Annotated in this window: 31 protein-coding genes and 4 tRNA genes; all 35 read left to right on the top strand. The window is 57.1% G+C overall.

Annotation, left to right across the window (positions count from 1 at the left end; translation table 11 throughout):
• Positions 1-45: 45 nt before the first annotated feature.
• The 35 genes from birA (at position 46) to rpsH (ending at position 26,568) form a co-directional block, all read left to right on the top strand.
• Positions 46-1,005 (top strand): bifunctional biotin--[acetyl-CoA-carboxylase] ligase/biotin operon repressor BirA, encoded by a 960-nt coding sequence (birA, locus tag HWQ56_RS25990; protein ID WP_176572075.1) that lies wholly within the window; start codon positions 46-48, stop codon positions 1,003-1,005.
• Entirely contained in the window at positions 995-1,744 is a 750-nt protein-coding gene (locus tag HWQ56_RS25985; protein WP_176572074.1) for a pantothenate kinase, read from the top strand. The genes birA and HWQ56_RS25985 overlap by 11 nt, the downstream gene beginning before the upstream one ends.
• Positions 1,745-1,752: 8 nt before the next feature.
• Positions 1,753-2,199 carry a hypothetical protein gene (locus HWQ56_RS25980; RefSeq protein WP_176572073.1) on the top strand — a complete coding sequence of 149 codons (447 nt, stop codon included), beginning with the start codon at positions 1,753-1,755 and terminating at the stop codon, positions 2,197-2,199.
• Positions 2,200-2,347: 148 nt separating this feature from the next.
• Positions 2,348-2,432: transfer RNA gene (locus tag HWQ56_RS25975), tRNA-Tyr, on the top strand.
• Positions 2,433-2,455: 23 nt separating this feature from the next.
• Positions 2,456-2,529 (top strand) — tRNA-Gly (locus HWQ56_RS25970).
• Positions 2,530-2,555: 26 nt separating this feature from the next.
• A tRNA-Thr gene (locus tag HWQ56_RS25965) sits at positions 2,556-2,631 on the top strand.
• Positions 2,632-2,726: 95 nt separating this feature from the next.
• Positions 2,727-2,802, top strand: a tRNA-Trp gene (locus HWQ56_RS25960).
• 46 nt (positions 2,803-2,848) lie between these two features.
• Positions 2,849-3,217 carry a preprotein translocase subunit SecE gene (secE, locus tag HWQ56_RS25955; RefSeq protein WP_158154247.1) on the top strand — a complete coding sequence of 123 codons (369 nt, stop codon included), beginning with the start codon at positions 2,849-2,851 and terminating at the stop codon, positions 3,215-3,217.
• Positions 3,218-3,226: 9 nt separating this feature from the next.
• The gene (nusG, locus tag HWQ56_RS25950) at positions 3,227-3,760 is read left to right on the top strand and encodes a transcription termination/antitermination protein NusG (protein WP_108240418.1); all 534 of its coding nucleotides are present in this window, start codon (positions 3,227-3,229) and stop codon (positions 3,758-3,760) included.
• Between the two features lie 117 nt (positions 3,761-3,877).
• Complete coding sequence (gene rplK / locus HWQ56_RS25945) at positions 3,878-4,309, top strand: 50S ribosomal protein L11 (RefSeq protein ID WP_158154248.1); 432 nt, start codon at positions 3,878-3,880, stop codon at positions 4,307-4,309.
• Entirely contained in the window at positions 4,309-5,004 is a 696-nt protein-coding gene (gene rplA, locus HWQ56_RS25940; protein WP_158154249.1) for a 50S ribosomal protein L1, read from the top strand. Before rplK ends, rplA begins: the two co-directional genes overlap by 1 nt.
• A gap of 201 nt (positions 5,005-5,205) precedes the next feature.
• Positions 5,206-5,706, top strand: a complete 501-nt coding sequence (gene rplJ, locus HWQ56_RS25935) for a 50S ribosomal protein L10 (protein ID WP_158154250.1) — start codon at positions 5,206-5,208, stop codon at positions 5,704-5,706.
• Between the two features lie 74 nt (positions 5,707-5,780).
• Entirely contained in the window at positions 5,781-6,146 is a 366-nt protein-coding gene (rplL, locus tag HWQ56_RS25930; protein ID WP_158154251.1) for a 50S ribosomal protein L7/L12, read from the top strand.
• A 220-nt stretch (positions 6,147-6,366) separates the two neighbouring features.
• Positions 6,367-10,440, top strand: a complete 4,074-nt coding sequence (rpoB, locus tag HWQ56_RS25925; RefSeq protein ID WP_158154252.1) for a DNA-directed RNA polymerase subunit beta — start codon at positions 6,367-6,369, stop codon at positions 10,438-10,440.
• Between the two features lie 64 nt (positions 10,441-10,504).
• Positions 10,505-14,704: a DNA-directed RNA polymerase subunit beta' gene (gene rpoC / locus HWQ56_RS25920; protein WP_158154253.1), complete on the top strand. Its 4,200-nt coding sequence runs from the start codon at positions 10,505-10,507 to the stop codon at positions 14,702-14,704.
• 206 nt (positions 14,705-14,910) lie between these two features.
• A complete protein-coding gene (gene rpsL / locus HWQ56_RS25915; RefSeq protein WP_003186084.1) occupies positions 14,911-15,282 on the top strand; it encodes a 30S ribosomal protein S12 in 372 nt (123 codons plus the stop codon).
• Between the two features lie 119 nt (positions 15,283-15,401).
• Entirely contained in the window at positions 15,402-15,872 is a 471-nt protein-coding gene (rpsG, locus tag HWQ56_RS25910) for a 30S ribosomal protein S7 (protein ID WP_010490886.1), read from the top strand.
• Between the two features lie 30 nt (positions 15,873-15,902).
• Positions 15,903-18,005, top strand: a complete 2,103-nt coding sequence (fusA, locus tag HWQ56_RS25905) for an elongation factor G (protein ID WP_158154254.1) — start codon at positions 15,903-15,905, stop codon at positions 18,003-18,005.
• A 31-nt stretch (positions 18,006-18,036) separates the two neighbouring features.
• A complete protein-coding gene (tuf, locus tag HWQ56_RS25900) occupies positions 18,037-19,230 on the top strand; it encodes an elongation factor Tu (protein ID WP_010220303.1) in 1,194 nt (397 codons plus the stop codon).
• A 141-nt stretch (positions 19,231-19,371) separates the two neighbouring features.
• Positions 19,372-19,683, top strand: coding sequence for a 30S ribosomal protein S10 (gene rpsJ, locus HWQ56_RS25895; RefSeq protein ID WP_003186070.1), 312 nt, complete (start codon positions 19,372-19,374; stop codon positions 19,681-19,683).
• An 80-nt stretch (positions 19,684-19,763) separates the two neighbouring features.
• Positions 19,764-20,399 carry a 50S ribosomal protein L3 gene (gene rplC, locus HWQ56_RS25890; RefSeq protein ID WP_008374169.1) on the top strand — a complete coding sequence of 212 codons (636 nt, stop codon included), beginning with the start codon at positions 19,764-19,766 and terminating at the stop codon, positions 20,397-20,399.
• A 12-nt stretch (positions 20,400-20,411) separates the two neighbouring features.
• Positions 20,412-21,014 carry a 50S ribosomal protein L4 gene (rplD, locus tag HWQ56_RS25885; RefSeq protein ID WP_158154255.1) on the top strand — a complete coding sequence of 201 codons (603 nt, stop codon included), beginning with the start codon at positions 20,412-20,414 and terminating at the stop codon, positions 21,012-21,014.
• Positions 21,011-21,310, top strand: a complete 300-nt coding sequence (gene rplW / locus HWQ56_RS25880; protein ID WP_002555488.1) for a 50S ribosomal protein L23 — start codon at positions 21,011-21,013, stop codon at positions 21,308-21,310. The genes rplD and rplW overlap by 4 nt, the downstream gene beginning before the upstream one ends.
• 14 nt (positions 21,311-21,324) lie before the next feature.
• Positions 21,325-22,149 carry a 50S ribosomal protein L2 gene (gene rplB, locus HWQ56_RS25875; RefSeq protein ID WP_008374163.1) on the top strand — a complete coding sequence of 275 codons (825 nt, stop codon included), beginning with the start codon at positions 21,325-21,327 and terminating at the stop codon, positions 22,147-22,149.
• 16 nt (positions 22,150-22,165) lie between these two features.
• Positions 22,166-22,441, top strand: a complete 276-nt coding sequence (gene rpsS, locus HWQ56_RS25870; protein ID WP_002555486.1) for a 30S ribosomal protein S19 — start codon at positions 22,166-22,168, stop codon at positions 22,439-22,441.
• An 11-nt stretch (positions 22,442-22,452) separates the two neighbouring features.
• A complete protein-coding gene (gene rplV / locus HWQ56_RS25865) occupies positions 22,453-22,785 on the top strand; it encodes a 50S ribosomal protein L22 (RefSeq protein WP_003103908.1) in 333 nt (110 codons plus the stop codon).
• Between the two features lie 13 nt (positions 22,786-22,798).
• Positions 22,799-23,485 carry a 30S ribosomal protein S3 gene (gene rpsC / locus HWQ56_RS25860; protein WP_027982006.1) on the top strand — a complete coding sequence of 229 codons (687 nt, stop codon included), beginning with the start codon at positions 22,799-22,801 and terminating at the stop codon, positions 23,483-23,485.
• A 12-nt stretch (positions 23,486-23,497) separates the two neighbouring features.
• The gene (rplP, locus tag HWQ56_RS25855) at positions 23,498-23,911 is read left to right on the top strand and encodes a 50S ribosomal protein L16 (protein WP_003255479.1); all 414 of its coding nucleotides are present in this window, start codon (positions 23,498-23,500) and stop codon (positions 23,909-23,911) included.
• On the top strand, positions 23,911-24,102 hold the full coding sequence (rpmC, locus tag HWQ56_RS25850; RefSeq protein WP_002555481.1) for a 50S ribosomal protein L29: 192 nt from the start codon (positions 23,911-23,913) through the stop codon (positions 24,100-24,102). Before rplP ends, rpmC begins: the two co-directional genes overlap by 1 nt.
• 2 nt (positions 24,103-24,104) lie before the next feature.
• On the top strand, positions 24,105-24,371 hold the full coding sequence (rpsQ, locus tag HWQ56_RS25845; protein ID WP_027982007.1) for a 30S ribosomal protein S17: 267 nt from the start codon (positions 24,105-24,107) through the stop codon (positions 24,369-24,371).
• A gap of 23 nt (positions 24,372-24,394) precedes the next feature.
• Positions 24,395-24,763: a 50S ribosomal protein L14 gene (gene rplN / locus HWQ56_RS25840; RefSeq protein WP_002555479.1), complete on the top strand. Its 369-nt coding sequence runs from the start codon at positions 24,395-24,397 to the stop codon at positions 24,761-24,763.
• 11 nt (positions 24,764-24,774) lie between these two features.
• Positions 24,775-25,089, top strand: coding sequence for a 50S ribosomal protein L24 (rplX, locus tag HWQ56_RS25835; protein ID WP_008374158.1), 315 nt, complete (start codon positions 24,775-24,777; stop codon positions 25,087-25,089).
• 20 nt (positions 25,090-25,109) lie between these two features.
• Positions 25,110-25,649: a 50S ribosomal protein L5 gene (gene rplE / locus HWQ56_RS25830; protein WP_158154256.1), complete on the top strand. Its 540-nt coding sequence runs from the start codon at positions 25,110-25,112 to the stop codon at positions 25,647-25,649.
• A 13-nt stretch (positions 25,650-25,662) separates the two neighbouring features.
• Positions 25,663-25,968, top strand: coding sequence for a 30S ribosomal protein S14 (gene rpsN, locus HWQ56_RS25825; RefSeq protein WP_158154257.1), 306 nt, complete (start codon positions 25,663-25,665; stop codon positions 25,966-25,968).
• A gap of 207 nt (positions 25,969-26,175) precedes the next feature.
• Positions 26,176-26,568: a 30S ribosomal protein S8 gene (gene rpsH / locus HWQ56_RS25820; protein WP_027982010.1), complete on the top strand. Its 393-nt coding sequence runs from the start codon at positions 26,176-26,178 to the stop codon at positions 26,566-26,568.
• The last annotated feature ends 2 nt before the right edge of the window (positions 26,569-26,570 follow it).

Raw genomic sequence — 26,570 nt, 5'->3', positions numbered from 1 at the left:
ACCGGCATGGCTATCATGCGTGCCTCATTGTGAGGCGAATCTGGCATGTTGACGTTGTTGAAGCTCTTGAAGGATGGTCGCTTCCATTCCGGGCAAACCCTGGGTGCAGCGCTGGGTATCAGCCGCAGCGCGGTCTGGAAGCAGCTCCAGCACCTGGAAGCTGAACTCAATCTTCCTATCCACAAGGTTCGGGGGCGTGGCTACCAACTGGCGGCTCCGTTGGCCCTGCTCGATGCTGACGGCATAGCGGCTTACGCTGGTGCCTCGATTTGGCCTACCTTCATTTTCGATTCCATTGACTCCACCAATGCCGAAGCCTTGCGTGCCGTGGCAGAGGGGCGGCAGGCGCCTTTCCTGGTCCTGGCAGAGCGCCAGAGTGCCGGGCGCGGGCGGCGGGGGCGTACCTGGGTCAGCCCCTTCGCCGAGAACCTCTATTACAGCCTGGTGCTACGGATAGACGGTGGCATGCGCCAGTTGGAAGGGCTCAGCCTGGTCGTGGGGCTGGCTGTCATGCAGGCATTGCGCGAGCTGGGTATCGCCAAGGCCGGGCTGAAGTGGCCCAATGATGTGCTGGTGGGGCAGCAGAAAATCGCCGGTATCCTGCTCGAGCTGGTGGGTGATCCTGCCGACGTATGCCATGTCGTGCTCGGCATTGGCATCAACGTGAACATGCAGGCCACTGATGCAGTCGATCAGCAATGGACGTCCATGCGCCTGGAAACTGGCAAGGCGGTTGATCGCAATCAATTGGTCGCATTGCTGAACCAGCGACTACAAGAATACCTGGCGCTGCACCGTGACCAGGGCTTCGGGCCCATCCAGGAGCAGTGGGAGGCCAACCATCTGTGGCAAGGCAAGGCGGTGTCGTTGATCGCCGGGGTCAAGCAGGTGGACGGTGTGGTGATGGGGATCGATCAACAAGGCGCGTTGCGACTCAAGGTCGATGGCGTAGAGAAAAGCTTTAGTGGCGGTGAGCTCAGCCTGAGGTTGCGCAATGATTCTTGAGCTGGACTGCGGTAACAGTTTCATCAAGTGGCGCGTCATCGCGGGCGACGGCGCCGAGCGCATCGCGGGTGGCGTCGTGGATGCCGACAGCGTGCTTATTGACGCCGTAAAGGGCATAGCTGGCTTGCAGCTGGAGCATTGCAGGCTGGTCAGCGTGCGTAATGAGGACGAAACCGAGCGCCTGGTGGCGGCCCTGGCGACGGAACTCAACGTGCAGGCCATGGTGGCTCTTCCGGCGCAGGTATTGGCGGGCGTGCGCAATGGCTATGAGGCGTTCGAACGCCTGGGCCTGGACCGGTGGGTCGCCCTTGTGGCCGGTTTCCGCCTCGCGGGGCGAGCCTGCGTGGTCATTGACCTGGGAACTGCCGTTACCTCTGATTTCGTCGCTGCGGATGGCGAGCATATTGGGGGCTTTATCTGCCCTGGGCTGCCGTTGATGCGTGGGCAGTTGCGCACGCACACCCGCAAGATCCGCTATGACGACCAATCTGCCGAGCGCGCTCACCTGAGTCTGCAGCCTGGACGCAACACCGTCGAGGCCGTGGAGCGTGGTTGCACGCTGATGATGCGGGGGTTCGTCGCCAGCCAGGTCGAGCAAGCCGGCCGCCTGTGGGGGGATGACTTCACGCTGTTCCTCACCGGCGGCGATGCTGGCTTGGTCAGCGATGTGGTTCCCGCTGCGCAGGTGGTGCCGGATCTGGTATTCGTCGGCCTGGCCATCGCCTGTCCTATTGTCTGAGGTGCCCTATGCGCTGGTTATTCCTCCTGCTGGTTGTGCTCAACGTTTTCTATGCCGTGTGGCATCAGCAGGAAGCTCCCATGCGGCCCAAGGAGGTCGCGTCGCAATCGCTGTACAAAGGCGCGCACCAGGACATCAGGCTGCTCAGTGAGTCTGAATCGGGCCAGGCGCGTGGTGCCGCGACTGCAAAGCCGCAAGTCGACAACGAAAATTGCCTGTATGTAGGAGGGTTCTCACGTCTGGAGCAGCTCGCCCCCGTATCGCAGCGGCTTGTCAGCCTGGATATTTCGGCGCGGGCCGTGGCGGTAAATGGCCCTGATGGAGTTTCTCACTGGCTGCGTATTTCGCCGGAGGCCCGGCGTTTGCTGGACGAAACCCTGCTCCAGAGACTTTCCAATGATTTCAAAGACTTAAAACAGAAAATAATGTTGTGTGGGGGGTTGCAAGTACCTTGAATCCTGCATAGAATGGCGCCCGCTCCACAGCGATAAGCGGAAACGCTCAAGGTGTGAAGCAGCTGTCAAACGAAGCTAACTTCAAGATTTAATTGAAAAAATAGCTTGACAGCAGGACGGCAGAGGTTGATAATGCCGCCCACGTTACGGAGGGGTTCCCGAGCGGCCAAAGGGATCAGACTGTAAATCTGACGTCTCAGACTTCGAAGGTTCGAATCCTTCTCCCTCCACCAATTTAGCGTGAGCAGCAAGCTCCGCGGGTATAGTTTAGTGGTAGAACCTCAGCCTTCCAAGCTGATGATGCGGGTTCGATTCCCGCTACCCGCTCCAAGTTTGCTGGTTGTGCAAAGTGTTTCGCTCTTGTAGCTCAGTTGGTAGAGCACACCCTTGGTAAGGGTGAGGTCAGCGGTTCAAATCCGCTCAAGAGCTCCATTACTCAGGCAGATATGAAAATATCTGCCTTTGTTTTATAAGTGGTTGAAATCGCTTATTCGGCCCGGCATAATGGTCGGCCTGATTATGTTTTTAGGTCAGTAGCTCAATTGGCAGAGCGACGGTCTCCAAAACCGTAGGTTGGGGGTTCGATTCCCTCCTGACCTGCCAGATTCACTCGGTGATGTCTGGCTTTCTTTTCACAGGATCCTCCTAGATGACCCCGAAGGCTGAAGCCCAAGAATCTCGCTTTGATCTGCTCAAGTGGCTGGTTGTTGTCGCTTTGGTGGTGGTTGGCGTGGTTGGTAATCAGTATTACCATGCGTCTCCGATCCTGTACCGAGTGCTTGCACTGCTCGTCATTGCTGCCGTAGCCGCGTTCACCGCGCTGCAGACCGCCAAAGGCAAGTCGTTCTTCGCTCTGGCAAAGGAAGCTCGCACCGAAATCCGTAAAGTCGTATGGCCAACTCGCCAAGAGACCACGCAGACCACCCTGATCGTAGTGGCGGTCGTCCTGGTCATGGCGTTGCTGTTGTGGGGGCTTGATTCCCTGCTCGGCTGGCTTGTTTCCTTGATCGTCGGCTAAGGGTGTCCCGTGGCTAAGCGTTGGTACGTTGTGCATGCCTACTCGGGTTACGAGAAGCATGTTATGCGCTCTTTGATCGAGCGTGTAAAGCTGGCTGGCATGGAAGACGGTTTTGGCGAGATTCTGGTCCCCACTGAAGAAGTGGTTGAGATGCGCAACGGCCAGAAGCGCAAAAGCGAACGTAAGTTCTTCCCAGGCTATGTGCTGGTCCAGATGGAAATGAACGAGGGTACTTGGCACTTGGTCAAGGACACTCCTCGCGTGATGGGTTTCATTGGCGGTACCGCCGATAAGCCTGCACCCATTACCGACAAGGAAGCTGAAGCTATCCTGCGTCGTGTCGCTGACGGCAGCGACAAACCGAAGCCCAAGACGCTGTTCGAGCCGGGTGAGGTGGTGCGCGTTACCGATGGTCCGTTCGCGGATTTCAACGGTACCGTCGAAGAAGTCAACTACGAAAAGAGCCGGATCCAAGTGGCCGTGCTTATTTTCGGACGCTCTACTCCGGTAGAGCTCGAGTTCAGTCAGGTCGAAAAGGTCTGATTGAAGGCATATCCCATGCCCCGCAGGCGTAAGCTGCGGGGTTTTGTCGTCTCTGGGATAAAACGCAAGCAACCGGGGAGCCTTTCCAGGCGCCTGTACCCGATATTGGAGTAGCTCATGGCTAAGAAAATCACGGCTTACATCAAGCTGCAAGTAAAGGCCGGCCAGGCCAACCCTAGCCCGCCCGTCGGCCCGGCTCTGGGTCAACATGGTGTGAACATCATGGAATTCTGCAAGGCCTTCAACGCCCGTACTCAGGGTCAAGAAGCCGGCCTGCCGACTCCAGTTATCATCACTGTATACAGTGACCGTAGCTTCACCTTCGAAACCAAAAGCACCCCAGCTTCGGTTCTGCTGAAGAAAGCTGCTGGCCTGACCAGCGGTTCCGCTCGTCCGAACACCGTTAAAGTCGGTACCGTGACCCGCGCTCAGCTGGAAGATATCGCCAAGGCAAAAAATGCTGACCTGACCGCTTCCGACCTGGACGCCGCCGTGCGCACCATCGCTGGTTCGGCTCGCAGCATGGGCCTCAACGTGGAGGGTGTGTAATGGCTAAGCTGACCAAGCGCCAAAAGGCTATTGCTTCCAAAATCGAAGCTGGCAAAGTCTACAACTTCGAAGAAGCCGCCACTCTGCTGGCCGAGCTGTCGACCGTCAAGTTCAGCGAGTCGTTCGACGTCGCCGTGAACCTGGGCGTTGACCCACGTAAATCCGACCAGGTCGTACGTAGCGCTACCGTGCTGCCACACGGCACTGGCAAGACCGTACGTGTTGCTGTCTTCACCCAAGGCCCGGCTGCTGAAGCTGCCCTGGCTGCAGGCGCAGACCGCGTTGGCATGGACGACCTGGCTGCCGAAATGAAAGGCGGCGACCTGAACTATGACGTAGTCATCGCCTCCCCGGATGCCATGCGCGTTGTAGGTCAACTGGGTCAGATCCTGGGTCCACGCGGCCTGATGCCTAACCCGAAAGTCGGTACCGTGACTCCAGACGTAGCCAACGCGGTTAAAAACGCCAAGGCTGGTCAGGTTCGCTACCGCACCGACAAAAACGGCATCATCCACACTTCCGTTGGCAAGGTTGGCTTCGAAGCCACCAAGCTGAAGGAAAACGTTGAAGCCCTGATCGCTGATCTGAAGCGTATCAAGCCAGCTTCTTCGAAAGGTATCTACGTCAAGCGCGTTACCCTGAGCACCACCATGGGCCCAGGTCTGGTAATCGATCAGGGTTCCCTGAGCGCGTAAGACTTGCAGCCGGGGCGGGTGACCGCTCCGGGCTGAAAAAATTGGGGTCCCTGCTTTGCGGGGGCTATCCAAGACCGTAGGCGGCGCAAGCCTTAAACCACAAGCCTACGCAGATGGTGCTCCCGGTTCCTTCTGGAACTAGACACCAAAACGACATCAGGCTTCGGCCAGATGAAACGGTAACAAGCAGGAGTTAAACCCGTGGCAATTAAACTCGAAGACAAGAAGGCCATCGTCGCTGAAGTCAACGAGGCTGCCAAAGTTGCCCTGTCCGCTGTCGTGGCTGATGCCCGTGGTGTGACTGTAGGCGCTATGACCGGACTCCGTAAAGAGGCCCGCGAAGCTGGCGTATACGTACGTGTCGTACGTAACACCCTGCTCAAGCGCGCTGTTGAAGGCACCGACTACTCGGTCCTCAACGACGTGTTCAAAGGCCCGACCTTGATCGCTTTCTCCAAAGAACATCCGGGCGCTGCTGCTCGTATTTTCAAAGAGTTCGCCAAAGGTCAGGACAAGTTCGAGATCAAGGCAGCTGCGTTCGAGGGCAAGTTCCTCGCAGCTAATCAGATCGACGTACTGGCAACACTGCCGACCCGTGACGAAGCCATTTCCCAGCTGATGAGCGTGATTCAAGGCGCTACCAGCAAATTGGCCCGTACCCTGGCAGCAGTTCGCGACCAGAAAGAAGCCGCAGCAGCCTAAGGGCCGCTCGCTTCTCGCGTTTTTTGTTTATTTCGATGGTCGCGTAGGCCGTCCCCCAATTCAGGAAAAGAGTCATGTCCGTTACTCAAGAGCAAATCCTCGAAGCCGTTGGCGCAATGTCCGTAATGGAAGTTGTTGAGCTGATCAAAGCTTTCGAAGAAAAATTCGGCGTTACCGCTGCTGCTGCATCGGCTGGTCCAGCTGTTGCTGCTGCCGCTGTTGAAGAGCAAACCGAGTTCAACGTTATTCTGAAAGCCGCTGGCGAGAAGAAAGTTAACGTGATCAAGGCTGTTCGTGAGCTGACCGGTCTGGGCCTGAAAGAAGCCAAAGAGAAAGTCGACGGCGCTCCTCAGGTTATCGCTGAAGGCGTTTCGAAAGAAGCCGCTGAAGACGCTAAGAAGAAGCTGGAAGAAGCTGGCGCCGAAGTCGAAGTCAAGTAATTTCGACCTTGCGTCTCCAGCCCGAGCGTCAAGCGAACGGCTGATGGCTGGTGGCTCATGCCACCGGCCTTTTTCCGTTATTGGCAGCTGATCAGGTCGGCGCCAGTAACGTGCTTCAACCACCGATGATGGTGGCGCAAACCAAGGGGTTTGCACGATTTTCTGGCTGCTCCCCGTCGGGAGAAGCCAAACAAGCAGGTGACCAAGCTGGGGAACGCTGATGGCTTACTCATACACTGAGAAAAAACGTATCCGCAAGGACTTTAGCAAGTTGCCGGACGTCATGGACGTACCGTACCTCTTGGCTATCCAGCTGGATTCGTATCGCGAATTCTTGCAGGCGGGCGCGACCAAGGACCAGTTCCGTGACGTCGGTCTGCATGCGGCCTTCAAATCCGTTTTCCCGATCATCAGCTACTCCGGCAACGCTGCTCTGGAGTACGTTGGTTATCGCCTGGGCGAACCGGCCTTTGATGTCAAAGAATGCGTATTGCGCGGCGTAACGTACGCCGTACCTTTGCGGGTAAAAGTACGCCTGATCATTTTCGACAAAGAATCGTCGAACAAAGCGATCAAGGACATCAAGGAGCAGGAAGTCTACATGGGGGAAATCCCCCTGATGACCGAGAACGGTACCTTCGTAATCAACGGTACCGAGCGCGTCATCGTCTCCCAGTTGCACCGTTCGCCAGGTGTGTTCTTCGACCACGACCGTGGCAAGACCCACAGCTCCGGCAAACTGTTGTACTCGGCCCGTATCATTCCTTACCGCGGCTCGTGGCTGGACTTCGAATTCGACCCGAAAGACTGTGTATTCGTCCGGATCGACCGTCGTCGCAAGCTGCCTGCGTCGGTACTGCTGCGCGCACTGGGCTATAGCACCGAGGAAGTCCTCGATGCGTTCTACACCACCAACGTATTCCACGTGCAGGGCGAAAAGCTCAGCCTGGAACTGGTGCCTCAGCGCCTGCGTGGTGAAGTTGCCGTGCTGGACATCCTCGACAACACCGGCAAGGTGATCGTCGAGCAGGGTCGCCGCATCACTGCCCGCCACATCAACCAGTTGGAAAAAGCCGGCATCAAAGAGCTGGAAGTTCCGCTGGACTACGTGCTGGGTCGTACCACTGCCAAGGCCATCGTTCACCCGGCCACTGGTGAAATCCTGTGCGAATGCAACACCGAACTGAGCACCGAGCTGCTGGTGAAGATCGCCAAGGCCCAGGTCGTCCGTATCGAAACGTTGTACACCAACGACATCGACTGCGGTCCGTTCATCTCCGACACGCTGAAGATCGACTCCACCGCCAACCAACTGGAAGCGCTGGTCGAGATCTACCGCATGATGCGTCCTGGCGAGCCGCCAACCAAGGACGCCGCCGAGACCCTGTTCAACAACCTGTTCTTCAGCCCTGAGCGCTACGATCTGTCCGCTGTAGGCCGCATGAAGTTCAACCGTCGTATCGGTCGTACCGAGATCGAAGGTTCGGGCGTGCTGAGCAAGGAAGACATCGTTGCCGTTCTGAAGACCCTGGTCGACATCCGTAACGGCAAAGGCATCGTCGACGACATCGACCACCTGGGTAACCGTCGTGTTCGCTGCGTAGGTGAAATGGCCGAGAACCAGTTCCGTGTTGGCCTGGTGCGCGTTGAGCGTGCGGTCAAGGAACGCCTGTCGATGGCTGAAAGCGAAGGCCTGATGCCTCAGGACCTGATCAACGCCAAGCCGGTAGCGGCCGCGGTGAAAGAGTTCTTCGGTTCCAGCCAACTGTCCCAGTTCATGGACCAGAACAACCCGCTCTCGGAAATTACCCACAAGCGTCGTGTCTCCGCACTCGGCCCAGGTGGTCTGACCCGCGAGCGCGCAGGCTTCGAAGTTCGTGACGTACACCCGACTCACTACGGTCGTGTATGCCCGATCGAGACCCCTGAAGGTCCGAACATCGGTCTGATCAACTCCCTGGCCGCCTACGCGCGTACCAACCAGTACGGCTTCCTGGAAAGCCCGTACCGCGTTGTTAAAGAGGGCGTTGTCACCGACGAGATCGTGTTCCTGTCCGCCATCGAAGAAGCCGATCACGTGATCGCGCAGGCTTCGGCGACCATGAACGAGAACAAGGTCCTGATCGACGAGCTGGTAGCCGTACGTCACCTGAACGAATTCACCGTGAAGGCGCCTGAAGACGTAACCCTGATGGACGTTTCGCCCAAGCAGGTAGTCTCGGTCGCAGCCTCGCTGATTCCGTTCCTGGAGCACGACGACGCCAACCGTGCGTTGATGGGTTCCAACATGCAGCGTCAGGCTGTACCGACCCTGCGCGCCGACAAGCCGCTGGTAGGTACCGGCATGGAGCGCAACGTTGCCCGTGACTCCGGCGTTTGCGTCGTGGCCCGTCGTGGCGGCGTGATCGACTCCGTCGATGCCAGCCGTATCGTTGTTCGCGTGGCGGACGATGAAGTCGAGCCAGGCGAAGCCGGTGTAGATATCTACAACCTGACCAAGTACACCCGTTCGAACCAGAACACCTGCATCAACCAGCGTCCGCTGGTGAGCAAGGGTGACCGCGTTCAGCGCAGCGACATCATGGCCGACGGCCCGTCCACCGACATGGGTGAGCTGGCACTGGGTCAGAACATGCGCATCGCGTTCATGGCCTGGAACGGTTTCAACTTCGAAGACTCCATCTGTCTGTCGGAGCGTGTGGTTCAGGAAGATCGTTTCACCACGATCCACATCCAGGAACTGACCTGTGTGGCCCGTGACACCAAGCTTGGCCCAGAGGAAATCACCGCTGACATCCCGAACGTGGGTGAAGCAGCGCTGAACAAGCTGGACGAAGCCGGTATCGTTTACGTAGGTGCCGAAGTTGGCGCCGGCGACATCCTGGTCGGCAAGGTCACCCCGAAAGGCGAGACCCAGCTGACTCCGGAAGAAAAACTGCTGCGCGCCATCTTCGGTGAAAAAGCCAGCGACGTTAAGGACACCTCCCTGCGCGTGCCTACCGGCACCAAAGGTACTGTCATCGACGTCCAGGTCTTCACCCGTGACGGCGTGGAGCGTGACGCTCGTGCACTGTCGATCGAGAAGAGCCAGCTGGACGAGATCCGCAAGGATCTGAACGAAGAGTTCCGTATCGTCGAAGGCGCGACCTTCGAACGTCTGCGTCAGGCCCTGGTCGGCCAGATCGTCGACGGTGGTGCCGGCCTGAAAAAAGGTCTGGAAATCACCAACGAAGTCCTGGACGGTCTGGAACACGGTCAGTGGTTCAAGCTGCGCATGGCCGAAGACGCGCTCAACGAACAGCTGGAAAAAGCCCAGCAGTACATCGTTGACCGTCGTCGCCTGCTGGACGACAAGTTCGAAGACAAGAAGCGCAAACTGCAGCAAGGCGATGACCTGGCTCCAGGCGTGCTGAAAATCGTCAAGGTTTACCTGGCAATCCGTCGCCGCATCCAGCCGGGCGACAAGATGGCCGGTCGTCACGGTAACAAGGGTGTGGTCTCCGTGATCATGCCGGTTGAAGACATGCCACACGATGCCAACGGCACCCCTGTGGACGTGGTACTCAACCCGCTGGGCGTACCTTCGCGTATGAACGTCGGTCAGATTCTGGAAACCCACCTGGGCCTCGCGGCCAAGGGCTTGGGCGAAAAGATCAACCGTATGCTCGAAGAGCAGCGTAAAGTCATCGAACTGCGCAAGTTCCTCACCGAGATCTACAACGAGATCGGTGGCCGCCAAGAGAATCTGGAAAGCTTCAGCGACCAGGAAATCCTGGACCTGGCGAAGAACCTGCGTGCTGGCGTTCCAATGGCTACCCCGGTATTCGACGGTGCCAAGGAAAGCGAAATCAAGGCCATGCTGAAACTGGCAGACCTGCCGGAAAGCGGCCAGATGCAGCTGTTCGACGGCCGGACTGGCAACAAGTTCGAGCGTCACGTTACTGTTGGCTACATGTACATGCTGAAACTGAACCACTTGGTGGACGACAAGATGCACGCGCGTTCCACTGGTTCCTACAGCCTGGTTACCCAGCAGCCGCTGGGTGGTAAGGCTCAGTTCGGTGGTCAGCGTTTCGGGGAGATGGAGGTCTGGGCACTGGAAGCTTATGGTGCCGCCTACACCCTGCAAGAAATGCTCACAGTGAAGTCGGACGATGTGAACGGTCGTACCAAGATGTACAAGAACATCGTGGACGGCGATCACCGTATGGAGCCGGGCATGCCCGAGTCCTTCAACGTGTTGATCAAAGAGATTCGTTCCCTCGGTATCGATATCGATCTGGAAACCGAATAACACGCGACGCGAATCGGGAGTGGGCCCATAAAGCCCGCTCCCTGCTCCGCCAGGAGGAAAGGCCTTGAAAGACCTACTGAATTTGCTGAAAAACCAGGGTCAAGTCGAAGAGTTTGACGCAATCCGTATCGGGTTGGCGTCGCCTGAGATGATCCGTTCGTGGTCGTTCGGTGAAGTTAAAAAGCCGGAAACCATCAACTACCGTACGTTCAAGCCTGAGCGTGACGGCCTGTTCTGCGCCAAGATCTTTGGCCCAGTCAAGGACTACGAGTGCCTGTGCGGTAAGTACAAGCGCCTGAAACACCGTGGTGTGATCTGCGAGAAGTGCGGCGTTGAAGTCGCGCTGGCCAAGGTTCGTCGTGAGCGCATGGCGCACATCGAACTGGCTTCGCCGGTTGCCCACATCTGGTTCCTGAAATCGCTGCCGTCGCGTATCGGCCTGCTGATGGACATGACCCTGCGTGATATCGAGCGCGTTCTCTACTTCGAGAGCTACGTCGTTATCGACCCGGGCATGACCACCCTGGAGAAGGGCCAGCTGCTGAACGACGAGCAGTACTTCGAAGCCCTCGAAGAGTTCGGTGACGACTTCGACGCCCGCATGGGTGCCGAGGCTGTCCGCGAGCTGCTGCACGCCATTGACCTGGAGCACGAGATCGGCCGCCTGCGCGAAGAGATTCCGCAGACCAACTCGGAAACCAAGATCAAGAAGCTGTCCAAGCGCCTGAAGTTGATGGAAGCCTTCCAGGGCTCCGGCAACCTGCCTGAGTGGATGGTGTTGACCGTTCTGCCGGTTCTGCCGCCAGACCTGCGTCCACTGGTTCCACTGGATGGCGGTCGTTTCGCGACTTCCGACCTCAACGATCTGTATCGTCGAGTGATCAACCGTAACAACCGTCTGAAGCGTCTGCTGGACCTGTCGGCCCCTGACATCATCGTGCGCAACGAAAAGCGCATGCTGCAGGAAGCTGTCGACGCCTTGCTGGACAACGGTCGTCGCGGTCGCGCCATCACGGGTTCCAACAAGCGTCCTCTGAAATCCCTGGCTGACATGATCAAGGGTAAGCAGGGTCGTTTCCGTCAGAACTTGCTCGGTAAGCGTGTTGACTACTCCGGTCGTTCGGTAATTACCGTAGGCCCGACCCTGCGCCTGCACCAGTGCGGTCTTCCGAAGAAGATGGCCCTGGAGCTGTTCAAGCCGTTCATCTTCGGCAAGCTGGAAATGCGTGGTCTCGCTACCACCATCAAGGCCGCCAAGAAGATGGTCGAGCGCGAACTGCCAGAGGTATGGGACGTTCTCGCCGAAGTGATCCGCGAACACCCCGTGCTGCTCAACCGTGCACCGACGCTTCACCGTCTGGGTATCCAGGCGTTTGAACCGGTACTGATCGAAGGCAAGGCTATCCAGCTGCACCCTCTGGTCTGTGCTGCGTACAACGCCGACTTCGACGGCGACCAGATGGCGGTACACGTACCGCTGACCCTGGAAGCCCAGCTCGAAGCCCGTGCGCTGATGATGTCGACCAACAACATCCTGTCGCCCGCCAACGGTGAGCCAATCATCGTTCCGTCGCAGGACGTTGTACTGGGTCTGTACTACATGACCCGCGAAGCGATCAACGCCAAGGGCGAAGGCCGCGTGTTTGCCGACCTGCAGGAAGTCGACCGCGTATTCCGCGCCGGCGAAGCAGCGCTGCACGCCAAGATCAAAGTGCGCATCAACGAAACGGTCAACGACCGTGACGGCGGCAGCGTGAAGAACACCCGTATCGTCGACACCACCGTCGGCCGTGCGCTGCTGTTCCAGGTCGTTCCGCCAGGCCTGTCCTTCGACGTGGTCAACACGCCGATGAAGAAGAAGGCGATCTCCAAGCTGATCAACCAGTGCTACCGCGTGGTTGGTCTGAAAGAGACCGTTATCTTCGCTGACCAGTTGATGTACACCGGTTTCGCCTACTCGACGATTTCGGGTGTTTCCATCGGTGTTAACGACTTCGTTATCCCGGATGAGAAAGCTCGCATCATCGGTACCGCTACCGACGAAGTGAAAGAGATCGAAAGCCAGTACGCTTCCGGCCTGGTAACCCAGGGCGAGAAGTACAACAAGGTGATCGACCTCTGGTCCAAGGCCAACGACGAAGTGTCCAAGGCGATGATGTCCAACCTCTCGAAAGAGAAGGTCATCGATCGTCATGGCAACGAAGTTGACCAGGAATCGTTCAACTCGATGTACATGATGGCTGACTCCGGTGCCCGGGGTTCGGCAGCTCAGATTCGTCAGCTGGCTGGTATGCGTGGTCTGATGGCCAAGCCGGACGGCTCGATCATCGAGACCCCGATCACCGCGAACTTCCGTGAAGGTCTGAGCGTACTGCAGTACTTCATCTCGACTCACGGTGCTCGTAAAGGTCTGGCGGATACCGCGTTGAAAACCGCTAACTCCGGTTACCTGACGCGTCGTCTGGTAGACGTGGCGCAAGACTTGGTGGTTACCGAGATCGACTGCGGCACCGAGCAGGGTCTGCTGATGACCCCGCACATCGAAGGCGGCGACGTTGTAGAGCCGCTGGGTGAGCGCGTACTGGGCCGTGTCATCGCCCGTGACGTGTTCAAGCCAGGTACCGACGACGTCATCGTTCCGGCCGGCACCCTGGTAGACGAGAAGTGGGTAGAGTTCATCGAACTCAACAGCATCGACGAAGTGATCGTTCGCTCGCCGATCAGCTGTGAAACCCGCTACGGCATCTGCGCCAAGTGCTACGGTCGTGACCTGGCTCGCGGTCACCAGGTGAACATCGGTGAAGCGGTCGGCGTTATCGCTGCCCAGTCCATCGGTGAGCCGGGTACCCAGCTGACCATGCGTACGTTCCACATCGGTGGTGCTGCAAGCCGTACTTCGGCTGCCGACAGCGTCCAGGTGAAGAACGGTGGTGTGGTTCGTCTGCACAACCTGAAACACGTTGAGCGTGCCGATGGCAACCTGGTTGCCGTGTCCCGTTCCGGTGAGCTGGCCATCGCCGACGACTTCGGTCGTGAGCGCGAGCGCTACAAGCTGCCGTACGGTGCTGTGATCTCGGTGAAGGAAGGCGACAAGGTCGACGCTGGTGCCATCGTGGCCAAGTGGGACCCGCACACCCACCCGATCGTTACCGAAATGAAAGGTACCGTGACCTTCGTGGGCATGGAAGAAGGTATCACGATCAAGCGCCAGACCGACGAACTGACCGGTCTGACCAACATCGAAGTACTGGATGTCAAAGATCGTCCTGCGGCGGGCAAGGAAATTCGCCCTGCGGTCAAGATGGTTGGTGTGGATGGCAAGGATCTGCTGCTGCCAGGTACCGACGTACCGGCTCAGTACTTCCTGCCAGCCAACGCCCTGGTCGGCGTGGCGGATGGTGTGCAAGTGGGTGTGGGTGACGTTATCGCCCGTATTCCACAGGAAACCTCCAAGACCCGTGACATCACCGGTGGTCTGCCACGCGTTGCCGATTTGTTCGAAGCGCGTCGTCCGAAAGAAGCCTCGATTCTGGCTGAAGTCAGCGGCACCATCGCGTTCGGTAAGGAGACCAAGGGCAAGCGCCGTCTGGTCATTACCCCGAACGACGGCAGCGATCCTTACGAGGAGCTGATTCCGAAGTGGCGTCACCTGAACGTGTTCGAAGGTGAACAGGTCAACCGCGGTGAGGTAATCTCCGACGGTCCTAGCGATCCGCACGACATCCTGCGTCTGCTGGGTGTGAGCGCGCTCGCCAAGTACATCGTCAACGAGATCCAGGACGTTTACCGTCTGCAAGGCGTGAAGATCAACGACAAGCACATCGAGACCATCCTGCGTCAGATGCTGCGCAAGGTCGAGATCGCCGAGTCGGGTGACTCCAGCTTCATCAAGGGCGACCAGATGGAACTGACTCAGGTACTGGGCGAGAACGAGCGCCTGGCATCGGAAGACAAGTTCATCTCCAAGTACACCCGTGTGCTGCTGGGTATCACCAAGGCCTCGCTGTCCACCGAATCGTTCATCTCGGCGGCTTCCTTCCAGGAAACCACCCGCGTACTGACCGAAGCGGCGGTAACCGGCAAGCGCGACTACCTGCGCGGCCTGAAAGAAAACGTGGTCGTGGGTCGTCTGATCCCGGCTGGTACCGGTCTGGCATACCACAGCGAGCGCAAGCGTCGCCGTGATGCTGACAAACCGTTGCGTGTAAGCGCGAGCGAAGTCGAAGCAGCACTGACTGAAGCGCTGAACTCCAGCGGTAACTGATCAGAGCGGGGCCCTGGTCTCTGCGATCGACGAATCCGGACATGAAATGCCTGGGTTCGGCTGGTCGGGGAGGGCGGGGCCTTGCCTTGACTGGGGACAAGATCCTCTTTAGACTCTTGTACCCCTAAATCTGGCGGGACGCATGTCCTGCCATTTTGCTTTTCTTGCAAGACAATAGCGTCGCAAGACAACAGTGGAGCTAGTAGATGGCAACTATCAACCAGCTGGTACGTCAGCCGCGTAAGCGTATCGTCGAGAAATCCGACGTACCTGCGCTGCAGAACTGCCCGCAACGTCGTGGCGTGTGCACCCGTGTGTACACCACCACGCCGAAAAAACCTAACTCGGCACTGCGTAAAGTATGCCGTGTGCGTCTGACCAACGGTTTCGAGGTTTCCTCGTACATCGGCGGTGAAGGCCACAACCTGCAAGAGCACAGCGTGGTACTGATCCGCGGCGGTCGTGTAAAAGACTTGCCAGGTGTTCGTTACCACACCGTTCGCGGCTCCCTGGATACCTCCGGCGTCAAAGGTCGTAACCAAGGTCGTTCGAAGTACGGTACCAAGCGTCCGAAGTAATGGCCGCTTGCAGCACATTGCAATTATCTATTTTTCTGAGTCGATAAGAGTAAGGTCGGGTCCCGCACCTCAGGGTGGGATGTCCCGAGCTAACCTGAAGACCGTTTGAGGGCTTATCCATGCCAAGAAGACGCGTAGCAGCCAAGCGCGAAGTGCTTGACGATCCAAAATACGGCAGCCAAATCCTGGCCAAGTTCATGAACCACGTGATGGAAAGCGGCAAGAAAGCCGTTGCCGAGCGTATCGTTTATGGCGCGCTGGACAAGGTTAAAGAACGCAAGAACAGCGACCCACTGGAAATCTTCGAGAAAGCTCTCGACGCCATCGCTCCGCTGGTCGAAGTAAAGTCGCGCCGTGTTGGCGGTGCTACTTACCAGGTTCCGGTTGAAGTTCGTCCGTCCCGTCGTAACGCCCTGGCAATGCGCTGGCTGGTAGACTTCGCGCGCAAGCGCGGTGAGAAGTCTATGGCTTTGCGCCTGGCTGGCGAGCTGTTGGATGCTGCCGAAGGCAAAGGTGCTGCAGTTAAGAAGCGTGAAGACGTTCACCGTATGGCTGAAGCCAACAAAGCGTTCTCGCACTACCGCTTCTAAATCCAGCGTCAATTATTTTGCGAGGGCTTTATGGCTCGTACAACTGATATCAAACGCTACCGTAACATCGGTATCGTTGCTCACGTGGACGCGGGTAAAACCACGACCACCGAGCGCGTCCTGTTCTACACAGGCGTAAACCACAAGATGGGCGAGGTGCATGATGGCGCCGCGACCATGGACTGGATGGTGCAGGAGCAGGAGCGGGGTATTACCATTACTTCCGCTGCTACTACCGCTTTCTGGGCTGGCTCTGACAAGCAGTTCGAAAAGCACCGCTTCAACATCATCGATACCCCCGGCCACGTTGACTTCACCATTGAAGTAGAGCGTTCGCTGCGTGTACTCGACGGTGCTGTGGTCGTGTTCTGCGGCACCTCCGGTGTCGAACCTCAGTCGGAAACCGTATGGCGTCAAGCCAACAAATACGGCGTTCCACGCCTGGTTTACGTGAACAAGATGGACCGTGCCGGTGCCAACTTCCTTCGCGTGATCGGTCAGATCAAGCAGCGTCTGGGCCACACTCCGGTGCCAATCCAGCTCGCTATCGGTTCGGAAGACAATTTCCAGGGCCAGATCGACCTGATGACCATGGAAGCCGTCTACTGGGACGACGCTGACAAGGGCATGAAGTCGCGCCGCGAAGCCATCCCTGCTGAACTGCAGGAACTGGCCAACGAATGGCGCAGCAACATGGTCGAGGCAGCTGCCGAAGCCAGCGAAGAGCTGATGAACAAGTACCTGGAAGGCGAAGAGCTGTCGATCGAAGAGATCAAGGCTGCTCTGCGTCAGCGTACTATCGCCGGCGAAATCGTTCTGGCCGTTTGCGGTTCCTCGTTCAAGAACAAGGGCGTGCCCCTGGTTCTGGACGCCGTCATCGACTACCTGCCAGCACCTGTCGACATTCCTGCCATCAAGGGTTCGGACCCGGATGACGAGACTGTTGCCATGGAGCGTCATGCAGACGACAACGAGCCGTTCTCGGCTCTGGCGTTCAAGATCGCTACCGACCCATTCGTGGGTACCCTGACCTTCGCTCGCGTTTACTCGGGCGTGTTGAACTCCGGCGACGGCGTGATCAACTCGGTCAAGGGCAAGAAAGAGCGCGTGGGCCGTATGGTGCAAATGCACGCAAACACCCGCGAAGAGATCAAGGAAGTACGCGCTGGCGACATCGCGGCCCTGATCGGCATGAAGGACGTCACCACCGGTGACACTCTGTGCGCCGCTGACAAGCCAATCATCCTGGTTCGCATGGACTTCCCGGAGCCGGTTATCTCGGTTGCCGTTGAGCCGAAGACCAAGGATGACCAGGAAAAAATGGGTATCGCTCTGGGCAAGCTCGCTCAGGAAGACCCTTCTTTCCGCGTCAAGACCGACGAAGAGACTGGTCAAACGATCATCTCGGGTATGGGCGAGTTGCACCTGGACATCCTGGTTGACCGGATGCGCCGTGAGTTCAACGTTGAAGCCAACATCGGTAAACCACAGGTTTCCTATCGTGAGAAGATCACGAAGTCCTGTGAGATCGAAGGCAAGTTCGTTCGCCAGTCCGGCGGCCGTGGCCAGTTCGGCCATTGCTGGATTCGTTTTGCTCCGGCAGACGAAGGTCAGGAAGGTCTGGAGTTCCACAACGAAGTAGTAGGTGGTGTGGTTCCGAAGGAATACATCCCGGCTATCCAGAAGGGCATTGAAGAGCAGATGAAGAACGGCGTTGTTGCCGGCTATCCGCTCATCGGCCTGAAGGCGACTGTGTTCGATGGCTCTTACCACGACGTCGACTCCAACGAGATGGCGTTCAAGGTGGCAGCCTCCATGGCGACCAAGCAGCTCGTCACCAAAGGTGGCGGTGTTGTTCTTGAGCCGATCATGAAGGTCGAAGTTGTAACACCTGAGGACTACATGGGCGACGTGATGGGTGACCTGAACCGTCGTCGCGGTCTGATCCAGGGTATGGAAGACACGGTTTCCGGCAAAGTTATCCGCGCCGAAGTTCCGCTGGGTGAGATGTTCGGTTATGCGACCGACGTCCGTTCCATGTCTCAGGGTCGCGCGAGCTACTCTATGGAATTCTCCAAATACTCCGAAGCTCCGTCGAACATCGTCGAAGCTATCGTTAAAAAACAAGGCTGATTCAGCCCCTTTAGGCTAGGAGTTCACTGTCGTGGCTAAAGAAAAATTTGATCGTTCCCTACCTCACGTAAACGTCGGCACCATCGGCCACGTTGACCACGGTAAAACCACTCTGACCGCTGCTCTGACTCGCGTCTGCTCCGAAGTTTTCGGTTCGGCCGTTGTTGAGTTCGACAAGATCGACTCGGCTCCAGAAGAAAAAGCTCGTGGTATCACCATCAACACCGCGCACGTCGAGTACAACTCGAACATTCGTCACTACGCTCACGTTGACTGCCCAGGTCACGCTGACTACGTGAAGAACATGATCACCGGTGCTGCCCAGATGGACGGCGCGATCCTGGTTTGCTCGGCCGCCGATGGTCCGATGCCACAAACCCGTGAGCACATCCTGCTGTCCCGTCAGGTAGGCGTTCCGTACATCGTGGTCTTCCTGAACAAGGCTGACCTGGTAGACGACGCTGAGCTGCTGGAACTGGTCGAGATGGAAGTTCGCGACCTGCTGTCCACCTACGACTTCCCAGGCGACGACACTCCGATCATCATCGGTTCGGCTCGTATGGCGCTGGAAGGCAAAGACGACAACGAAATGGGCACCACCGCTGTCAAGAAGCTGGTTGAGACTCTGGACAGCTACATCCCAGAGCCTGAGCGCGCTATCGACAAGCCGTTCCTGATGCCAATCGAAGACGTATTCTCGATCTCGGGTCGTGGTACCGTTGTTACCGGTCGTATCGAGCGTGGTATCGTCCGCGTTCAGGACGCCCTGGAAATCGTTGGTCTGCGTGACACCACCACCACCACCTGCACCGGTGTTGAGATGTTCCGCAAGCTGCTGGACGAAGGTCGTGCTGGCGAGAACTGCGGCGTTCTGCTGCGTGGTACCAAGCGTGACGACGTTGAGCGTGGCCAGGTTCTGGTCAAGCCAGGTTCGGTCAAGCCGCACACCAAGTTCACCGCAGAAGTCTACGTTCTGTCGAAAGAAGAAGGCGGCCGTCACACTCCGTTCTTCAAAGGCTACCGTCCTCAGTTCTACTTCCGTACCACTGACGTGACCGGTAACTGCGAACTGCCGGAAGGCGTTGAAATGGTAATGCCAGGTGACAACATTCAGATGACTGTTACCCTGATCAAGACCATCGCAATGGAAGACGGTCTGCGTTTCGCTATCCGTGAAGGCGGTCGTACCGTCGGCGCTGGCGTCGTAGCCAAGATCATCGAGTAATCGATGAGCCTTGAAAAAACCCCCGCTTAGCGGGGGTTTTTTTATTGGGTTGACACCCAATGAACCCGTCTATAGAATCACGCCTCCTTTTATCGGGCGTAGTGCGTCCGGTGGGAATAGCAGCCTGGAGTCTGAAATCCAATGCAAAATCAGCAAATCCGTATCAGGTTGAAGGCTTTTGACCATCGCCTGATCGACCAATCCACCCAGGAAATCGTGGAAACCGCGAAACGTACTGGTGCTCAAGTGCGTGGTCCAATTCCACTGCCTACCCGCAAAGAGCGGTTCACCGTTCTGGTCTCCCCGCACGTCAACAAAGACGCGCGTGACCAGTACGAGATCCGTACTCATAAGCGCGTTCTGGACATCGTCCAGCCAACGGATAAAACCGTTGATGCGCTGATGAAGCTCGATCTCGCGGCAGGTGTGGAAGTGCAGATCAGCCTCGGCTAAGACAGGGTCTTAGTCGTGTAACGCTCTGAAATGGGCGGCCATAGCGGGTGAAAGCCCCGTACACTCATGAGGTTTACAACATGACTATTGGTGTAGTCGGTCGAAAATCCGGTATGACCCGTATTTTCACCGAAGAAGGTGTCTCCATTCCGGTCACGGTCATTGAGATCGAGCCGAATCGCGTCACCCAGTTCAAAACTGAAGAGACCGATGGCTATCGTGCAGTGCAAGTCACTGTAGGTGAGCGTCGTGCTTCGCGCGTGACTGCTGCTCAAGCAGGTCACTTCGCTAAAGCGAACGTTGCCGCTGGTCGCGGTGTCTGGGAATTCCGTCTTGAAGAAGGCGAGTACCAGGCCGGCGACTTGATCAATGCTGAAATCTTCGCTGCAGGCCAACTGGTAGACGTTACCGGTCAGTCCAAGGGTAAAGGCTTTGCCGGTACCATCAAGCGTTGGAACTTCCGCGGTCAAGATAACACCCACGGTAACTCCGTTTCCCACCGCGTCCCTGGCTCTATCGGCCAGTGCCAGACTCCTGGTCGTGTATTCAAGGGCAAAAAAATGTCCGGTCATATGGGCGCTGAGCGCGTGACCGTGCAGTCCCTGGAAGTTGTGCGCGTCGACGCTGAACGCAATCTGCTGCTCGTCAAGGGTGCTGTTCCTGGCGCTACTGGCGGCAACCTGGTTGTGCGTCCGGCAGCCAAGGCTCGCGGTTAAGGGGAAGCTGAAATGCAATTAAATGTAAATGACGCTCAAGCGATCGAAGTTTCTGAACTGACTTTCGGTGGCGAGTTCAACGAGACGCTGGTTCACCAAGCAGTCGTGGCCTACATGGCCGGCGGCCGTCAAGGTAGCAAGCAGCAGAAAACCCGTTCCGACGTTTCCGGTGGCGGCAAGCGCCCATGGCGTCAGAAAGGTACTGGCCGTGCTCGTGCCGGTACCATCCGTAGCCCAATCTGGCGCGGCGGCGGTACCACCTTTGCAGCGCGTCCTCAGGACCACTCGCAAAAGCTGAACAAGAAGATGTATCGCGCTGCACTGCGCTCCATCCTTGCTGAGCTGGTACGTAGCGATCGTCTGGTCGTGGTTCAGGACTTCGCTGTTGAAGCTCCAAAAACCAAAGACCTGCTGAGCAAGCTGAATGGCATGGGCCTGACTGACGTCCTGATCGTGTCTGACGCTGTTGATCAGAACCTGTACCTGGCTGCTCGCAACCTGCCACACGTCGATGTACGTGACGTGCAAGGTTCCGATCCAGTTAGTCTGATCGCATACGACAAGGTGTTGATCACCGTGTCGGCCGTGAAGAAATTCGAGGAGCTGCTGGGATGAACCAGGAACGCGTATTTAAAGTTCTGCTTGGCCCGCACGTTTCCGAGAAGGCTACGGTTCTGGCAGACAAGAAAGGTCAGTTCGTTTTCAAGGTTGCTACCGATGCAACCAAGCTGGAAATCAAGAAGGCCGTCGAAAGCCTGTTCAGCGTGAAAGTAGAGCGTGTGACTACCCTGAACGTACTGGGTAAAAGCAAGCGCACTGCTCGCGGTCTGGGCAAGCGTAATGACTGGAAGAAGGCAGTTATCTCCCTTCAGCCAGGCCAAGATCTCGATTTCAGCAGCAGTGCTGAGTAAGGAAGGGGTGCATCATGGCAATCGTTAAATGCAAACCGACTTCCCCTGGCCGCCGTTTTGTGGTCAAGGTGGTCAACCAGGAGCTGCACAAAGGCGCTCCTCACGCACCGCTGCTCGAGAAAAAATCGAAGTCTGGTGGTCGTAACAACAATGGCCGCATCACTACTCGTCACGTAGGTGGTGGTCATAAGCAGCATTACCGTCTGGTCGACTTCCGTCGCAACGACAAGGATGGCATCGCTGCCACCGTCGAGCGTATCGAATACGATCCAAACCGTACTGCTCACATCGCACTGCTGCTGTACGCAGACGGCGAGCGCCGCTACATCATCGCTCCTAAAGGCGTGAGCGCTGGCGACCAGCTGATCGCAGGTGCTCTGGCTCCAATCAAGCCAGGCAACTCCCTGCAACTGCGCAACATCCCAGTGGGTAGCACCATTCACGGCATCGAACTGAAGCCGGGCAAAGGTGCTCAAATCGCTCGTTCCGCTGGTGCTTCGGCTCAGCTGATCGCACGCGAAGGTGTCTACGTGACCCTGCGTCTGCGCTCTGGTGAAATGCGTAAAGTACTGGCTGAGTGCCGTGCGACCCTGGGCGAAGTCTCGAACTCCGAGCACAGCCTGCGTTCGCTGGGTAAAGCTGGTGCCAAACGCTGGCGTGGCGTTCGCCCAACCGTTCGTGGTGTTGCCATGAACCCGGTTGACCACCCGCATGGTGGTGGTGAAGGTCGTACCTCCGGTGGTCGTCATCCGGTATCGCCATGGGGCTTCCCAACCAAGGGTGCTAAGACTCGTGGTAATAAGCGTACCGACAAAATGATCGTCCGTCGTCGCAAGTAAATAGAGGGATACGACAGTGCCACGTTCTCTGAAAAAAGGTCCTTTTATTGATCTTCACCTACTGAAGAAGATCGAAGTGGCGGCGGAAAAGAACGATCGCAAACCAGTTAAGACCTGGTCGCGTCGTTCGATGATCCTGCCACAAATGGTCGGTCTGACCATCGCAGTACACAACGGTCGTCAGCACGTCCCCGTTCTCGTGAACGAAGACATGGTCGGCCACAAACTGGGCGAGTTCGCCGGTACCCGCACTTATCGTGGGCACGTGGCTGACAAGAAAGCCAAGCGTTAAGGGGTAAGGAAATGGAAGTAGCCGCTAAGTTGTCGGGCGCTCGAATCTCCGCCCAGAAAGCCCGCTTGGTCGCCGACCAGATCCGCGGGAAGAAGGTGGGCGAAGCGCTCAACCTGCTGGCTTTTAGCAGTAAAAAAGCCGCGGAAATCATGAAGAAAGTGCTGGAGTCGGCCGTAGCCAACGCCGAGCACAACGAAGGCGCAGACGTTGATGACCTGAAGGTCAGCACTGTTTTCGTCAACGAAGGGCGTTCGCTGAAGCGCATCATGCCGCGTGCCAAAGGCCGCGCTGATCGCATCGTCAAGCGGTCTTGCCATATCACTGTCAAGGTTGCTGACAAGTAACGGAGTCGATCAGATGGGTCAGAAAGTACATCCCATTGGCATTCGCCTGGGAATCGTCAAGGAGCACACCTCCGTCTGGTACGCAGACGGCCGGACTTATGCGGACTACTTGTTCGCAGATCTGAAGGTGCGTGAGTATCTCCAAGACAAACTAAAAAGCGCGTCCGTAAGCCGTATCGATATCCATCGTCCGGCTCAAACTGCACGCATCACCATCCACACCGCTCGTCCTGGTATCGTTATCGGGAAGAAAGGCGAAGATGTTGAAAAACTGCGTCAGGACCTGACCAAGCAGATGGGTGTGCCTGTGCACATCAATATCGAAGAAATCCGCAAGCCGGAACTCGACGGTATGCTGGTTGCCCAGAGCGTAGCTCAGCAGCTGGAGCGTCGCGTAATGTTCCGTCGCGCTATGAAGCGCGCCGTACAGAACGCCATGCGCATTGGTGCCAAAGGCATCAAAATCCAAGTGAGCGGTCGTCTCGGCGGTGCTGAAATCGCACGTACTGAATGGTATCGCGAAGGTCGTGTGCCACTGCACACCCTGCGTGCCGATATCGACTATGCCACCTACGAAGCTCACACCACTTACGGTGTGATCGGTGTGAAGGTTTGGATCTTCAAAGGCGAAGTAATTGGTGGTCGCCAAGAAGAACTGAAACCACAAGCACCAGCGCCTCGTAAAAAAGCTGCTAAGTAAGGGGTACGCCAAATGTTGCAACCTAAGCGTACGAAGTTCCGCAAGCAGATGACTGGCCACAACCGTGGTCTGGCACTGCGCGGTAGCAAAGTCAGCTTCGGCGAATTCGCCTTGAAAGCTGTTGCCCGCGGTCGTCTCACCGCCCGTCAGATCGAGTCGGCACGTCGTGCCCTGACCCGTCACGTAAAACGTGGCGGCAAGATCTGGATCCGTGTATTCCCGGACAAGCCGATCTCCAAGAAGCCTCTCGAAGTGCGGATGGGTAAAGGTAAAGGTTCCGTCGAGTACTGGGTTGCCCAGATTCAGCCAGGCAAAGTCCTGTATGAAATCGAGGGTGTTTCTGAAGAGCTGGCGCGTGAGGCATTCGCCTTGGCAGCTGCAAAGCTGCCTCTCGCCACCTCCTTTGTTAAGCGGACGGTGATGTGATGAAAGCGAATGAACTTCGTGAGAAATCAGCACAGCAACTGAACGAGCAACTGCTCGGCTTGCTGCGCGACCAGTTCAATCTGCGCATGCAGAAAGCAACTGGCCAGTTGGGGCAGTCTCACCTGCTCTCGCAAGTGAAGCGTGACATCGCTCGCGTGAAAACTGTGCTCAACCAGCAGGCAGGTAAGTAATCATGGCTGAAGCCGAAAAAACCGTCCGTACGCTGACTGGCCGTGTTGTCAGCGACAAGATGGACAAGACCATCACCGTTCTGATCGAGCGTCGCGTAAAGCACCCGATCTACGGTAAATACGTTAAGCGTTCGACTAAGCTGCACGCGCACGACGAAACCAACCAGTGCCACATCGGCGACAAAGTTTCGATTCGTGAAACTCGTCCGATGGCCAAGACCAAGTCCTGGGCGCTGGTTGAAGTTCTCGAACGCGCTGTGGAAGTCTAAGGGCTAGGGGTCGGAGAAATTATATGATTCAGACTCAATCCATGCTTGATGTGGCTGATAACAGCGGCGCTCGTCGCGTTATGTGCATCAAGGTGCTTGGTGGCTCGCATCGTCGTTACGCTGGCATCGGTGACATCATCAAAGTTACCGTCAAGGAAGCAATTCCTCGCGGTAAGGTGAAGAAAGGCCAAGTGATGACTGCTGTTGTAGTCCGCACTCGCCACGGTGTTCGTCGCGCTGACGGCTCCATTATCCGCTTTGATGGCAACGCTGCTGTTCTGCTGAACAACAAGCAAGAGCCGATCGGCACCCGTATCTTTGGGCCAGTGACCCGTGAGCTTCGTACTGAGAAGTTCATGAAGATCGTCTCGCTCGCCCCAGAAGTGCTGTAAGGAGATCCGACATGCAAAAGATTCGTCGTGACGACGAGATCATCGTGATCGCCGGCAAAGACAAAGGCAAGCGCGGTAAGGTGCTGAAGGTGCTCGCTGACGACCGTCTGGTCGTTGGTGGGATCAACCTGGTGAAGCGTCATACCAAGCCTAACCCGATGTCGGGCGTACAGGGCGGTATCGTCGAGAAAGAAGCGCCTCTGCACGCTTCCAACGTCGCCATTTTCAACGGCGAAACCAACAAGGCTGACCGCGTTGGTTTCAAAGTAGAAGAAGGCAAAAAAATTCGTGTCTTCAAGTCGACCCAAAAAGCGGTTGATGCTTGAACACTGCTAGGTAGAAGACCATGGCACGACTGAAAGAGATTTATCGGAAGGAAATCGCTCCCAAGCTTAAGGAAGAACTTAAGCTGGCGAACGTGATGGAAGTTCCGCGCGTTACCAAAATCACCCTGAACATGGGTCTGGGCGAAGCGATCGGCGACAAGAAAGTCATCGAGCACGCTGTTGCCGACATGGAAAAAATCACCGGCCAGAAGGCTGTCGTCACTTACGCTCGTAAGTCGATCGCAGGCTTCAAGGTCCGTGAGGGCTGGCCGATTGGCGTCAAGGTTACCCTGCGTCGCGATCGTATGTACGAATTCCTGGACCGCCTGCTGGCGATCTCCCTGCCTCGGGTACGCGACTTCCGCGGCCTGAATGCCAAGTCCTTCGACGGTCGTGGCAACTACAGCATGGGCGTGAAAGAGCAGATCATTTTCCCGGAAATCGATTACGACAAGATCGATGCTCTGCGCGGTCTGGACATTACCCTGACCACCACTGCTCGTTCGGATGACGAAGGCCGCGCTCTGCTGCGTGCTTTCAACTTCCCGTTCCGCAACTGATTGGAGTAGGAAAATGGCCAAGAAGAGCATGAAAAACCGTGAGCTGAAGCGTCAGCTGACGGTCGCAAAATTCGCCAAGAAGCGTGCTGAGCTCAAGGCAATCATCGTTAGTCTGACCGCAAGCGACGAAGAACGTTGGAACGCCTCGGTAGCTCTGCAGAAGCAGCCACGTGACGCAAGCGCCTCGCGCATGCGTAACCGCTGCCGCATCACTGGTCGTCCACACGGCGTTTACCGCAAGTTCGGCCTCGGCCGTAACAAGCTGCGTGAAGCAGCAATGCGCGGTGACGTACCAGGTCTGGTCAAGGCCTCCTGGTAAGTCGTGCTCCCAAAGTCCTGGCGCGAGGTTGAGCAATTAGCCGACCGCCGGTGACCTGGAGATCGAATCAAGCCCCTCATGGGGCTTGATTCATTTCTGGGGTGTGTCTAGAATGACCGGCTCGCCTGAGCCTGCGTTTTTTCGCAGTCTGCTCGGCGACGTAGTAGCCGGAAGGCTAAATATTTTTGTAACAGGAGCGTCTAGCCCATGAGTATGCAGGACCCGTTAGCGGACATGCTAACTCGAATCCGTAATGCCCAGATGGCTGAAAAGTCCGTCGTAAGCATGCCATCTTCCTCGCTGAAGGTAGCTGTAGCCAAAGTTCTGAAGGACGAAGGTTATGTCGCGGGTTATCAGGTAAGCAACGAAGCAAAACCGTCGCTTTCCATCGAGCTGAAGTACTTCGAAGGCCGTCCAGTCATCGAAGAAGTCAAACGCGTCAGCCGTCCAGGTCTGCGTCAGTACAAGTCCGTCGATGAGCTGCCAAAAGTTCGTGGCGGTCTCGGCGTATCCATCGTCTCCACCTCCAAAGGTGTGATGACGGATCGTGCTGCGCGCGCTGCCGGTGTCGGCGGCGAAGTTCTTTGCACAGTGTTCTAAGG

Source organism: Pseudomonas eucalypticola, assembly GCF_013374995.1.
GTDB lineage: Bacteria > Pseudomonadota > Gammaproteobacteria > Pseudomonadales > Pseudomonadaceae > Aquipseudomonas > Aquipseudomonas eucalypticola.
Note: the sequence above shows the minus strand (reverse complement) of the source record. Positions and strands in the feature narration are given on the sequence as shown.

What these genes read in the sequence shown, in the direction of transcription:
- birA (WP_176572075.1), top strand. Translation starts at nt 46, where the DNA reads ATGTTGACGTTGTTGAAGCTCTTGAAGGATGGTCGCTTCCATTCCGGG.
- HWQ56_RS25985 (WP_176572074.1), top strand. Translation starts at nt 995, where the DNA reads ATGATTCTTGAGCTGGACTGCGGTAACAGTTTCATCAAGTGGCGCGTC.
- HWQ56_RS25980 (WP_176572073.1), top strand. Translation starts at nt 1,753, where the DNA reads ATGCGCTGGTTATTCCTCCTGCTGGTTGTGCTCAACGTTTTCTATGCC.
- secE (WP_158154247.1), top strand. Translation starts at nt 2,849, where the DNA reads ATGACCCCGAAGGCTGAAGCCCAAGAATCTCGCTTTGATCTGCTCAAG.
- rplK (WP_158154248.1), top strand. Translation starts at nt 3,878, where the DNA reads ATGGCTAAGAAAATCACGGCTTACATCAAGCTGCAAGTAAAGGCCGGC.
- rplA (WP_158154249.1), top strand. Translation starts at nt 4,309, where the DNA reads ATGGCTAAGCTGACCAAGCGCCAAAAGGCTATTGCTTCCAAAATCGAA.
- rplL (WP_158154251.1), top strand. Translation starts at nt 5,781, where the DNA reads ATGTCCGTTACTCAAGAGCAAATCCTCGAAGCCGTTGGCGCAATGTCC.
- rpoB (WP_158154252.1), top strand. Translation starts at nt 6,367, where the DNA reads ATGGCTTACTCATACACTGAGAAAAAACGTATCCGCAAGGACTTTAGC.
- rpsL (WP_003186084.1), top strand. Translation starts at nt 14,911, where the DNA reads ATGGCAACTATCAACCAGCTGGTACGTCAGCCGCGTAAGCGTATCGTC.
- rpsG (WP_010490886.1), top strand. Translation starts at nt 15,402, where the DNA reads ATGCCAAGAAGACGCGTAGCAGCCAAGCGCGAAGTGCTTGACGATCCA.
- fusA (WP_158154254.1), top strand. Translation starts at nt 15,903, where the DNA reads ATGGCTCGTACAACTGATATCAAACGCTACCGTAACATCGGTATCGTT.
- rpsJ (WP_003186070.1), top strand. Translation starts at nt 19,372, where the DNA reads ATGCAAAATCAGCAAATCCGTATCAGGTTGAAGGCTTTTGACCATCGC.
- rplC (WP_008374169.1), top strand. Translation starts at nt 19,764, where the DNA reads ATGACTATTGGTGTAGTCGGTCGAAAATCCGGTATGACCCGTATTTTC.
- rplD (WP_158154255.1), top strand. Translation starts at nt 20,412, where the DNA reads ATGCAATTAAATGTAAATGACGCTCAAGCGATCGAAGTTTCTGAACTG.
- rplW (WP_002555488.1), top strand. Translation starts at nt 21,011, where the DNA reads ATGAACCAGGAACGCGTATTTAAAGTTCTGCTTGGCCCGCACGTTTCC.
- rplB (WP_008374163.1), top strand. Translation starts at nt 21,325, where the DNA reads ATGGCAATCGTTAAATGCAAACCGACTTCCCCTGGCCGCCGTTTTGTG.
- rplV (WP_003103908.1), top strand. Translation starts at nt 22,453, where the DNA reads ATGGAAGTAGCCGCTAAGTTGTCGGGCGCTCGAATCTCCGCCCAGAAA.
- rpsC (WP_027982006.1), top strand. Translation starts at nt 22,799, where the DNA reads ATGGGTCAGAAAGTACATCCCATTGGCATTCGCCTGGGAATCGTCAAG.
- rplP (WP_003255479.1), top strand. Translation starts at nt 23,498, where the DNA reads ATGTTGCAACCTAAGCGTACGAAGTTCCGCAAGCAGATGACTGGCCAC.
- rpmC (WP_002555481.1), top strand. Translation starts at nt 23,911, where the DNA reads ATGAAAGCGAATGAACTTCGTGAGAAATCAGCACAGCAACTGAACGAG.
- rpsQ (WP_027982007.1), top strand. Translation starts at nt 24,105, where the DNA reads ATGGCTGAAGCCGAAAAAACCGTCCGTACGCTGACTGGCCGTGTTGTC.
- rplN (WP_002555479.1), top strand. Translation starts at nt 24,395, where the DNA reads ATGATTCAGACTCAATCCATGCTTGATGTGGCTGATAACAGCGGCGCT.
- rplX (WP_008374158.1), top strand. Translation starts at nt 24,775, where the DNA reads ATGCAAAAGATTCGTCGTGACGACGAGATCATCGTGATCGCCGGCAAA.
- rplE (WP_158154256.1), top strand. Translation starts at nt 25,110, where the DNA reads ATGGCACGACTGAAAGAGATTTATCGGAAGGAAATCGCTCCCAAGCTT.
- rpsN (WP_158154257.1), top strand. Translation starts at nt 25,663, where the DNA reads ATGGCCAAGAAGAGCATGAAAAACCGTGAGCTGAAGCGTCAGCTGACG.
- rpsH (WP_027982010.1), top strand. Translation starts at nt 26,176, where the DNA reads ATGAGTATGCAGGACCCGTTAGCGGACATGCTAACTCGAATCCGTAAT.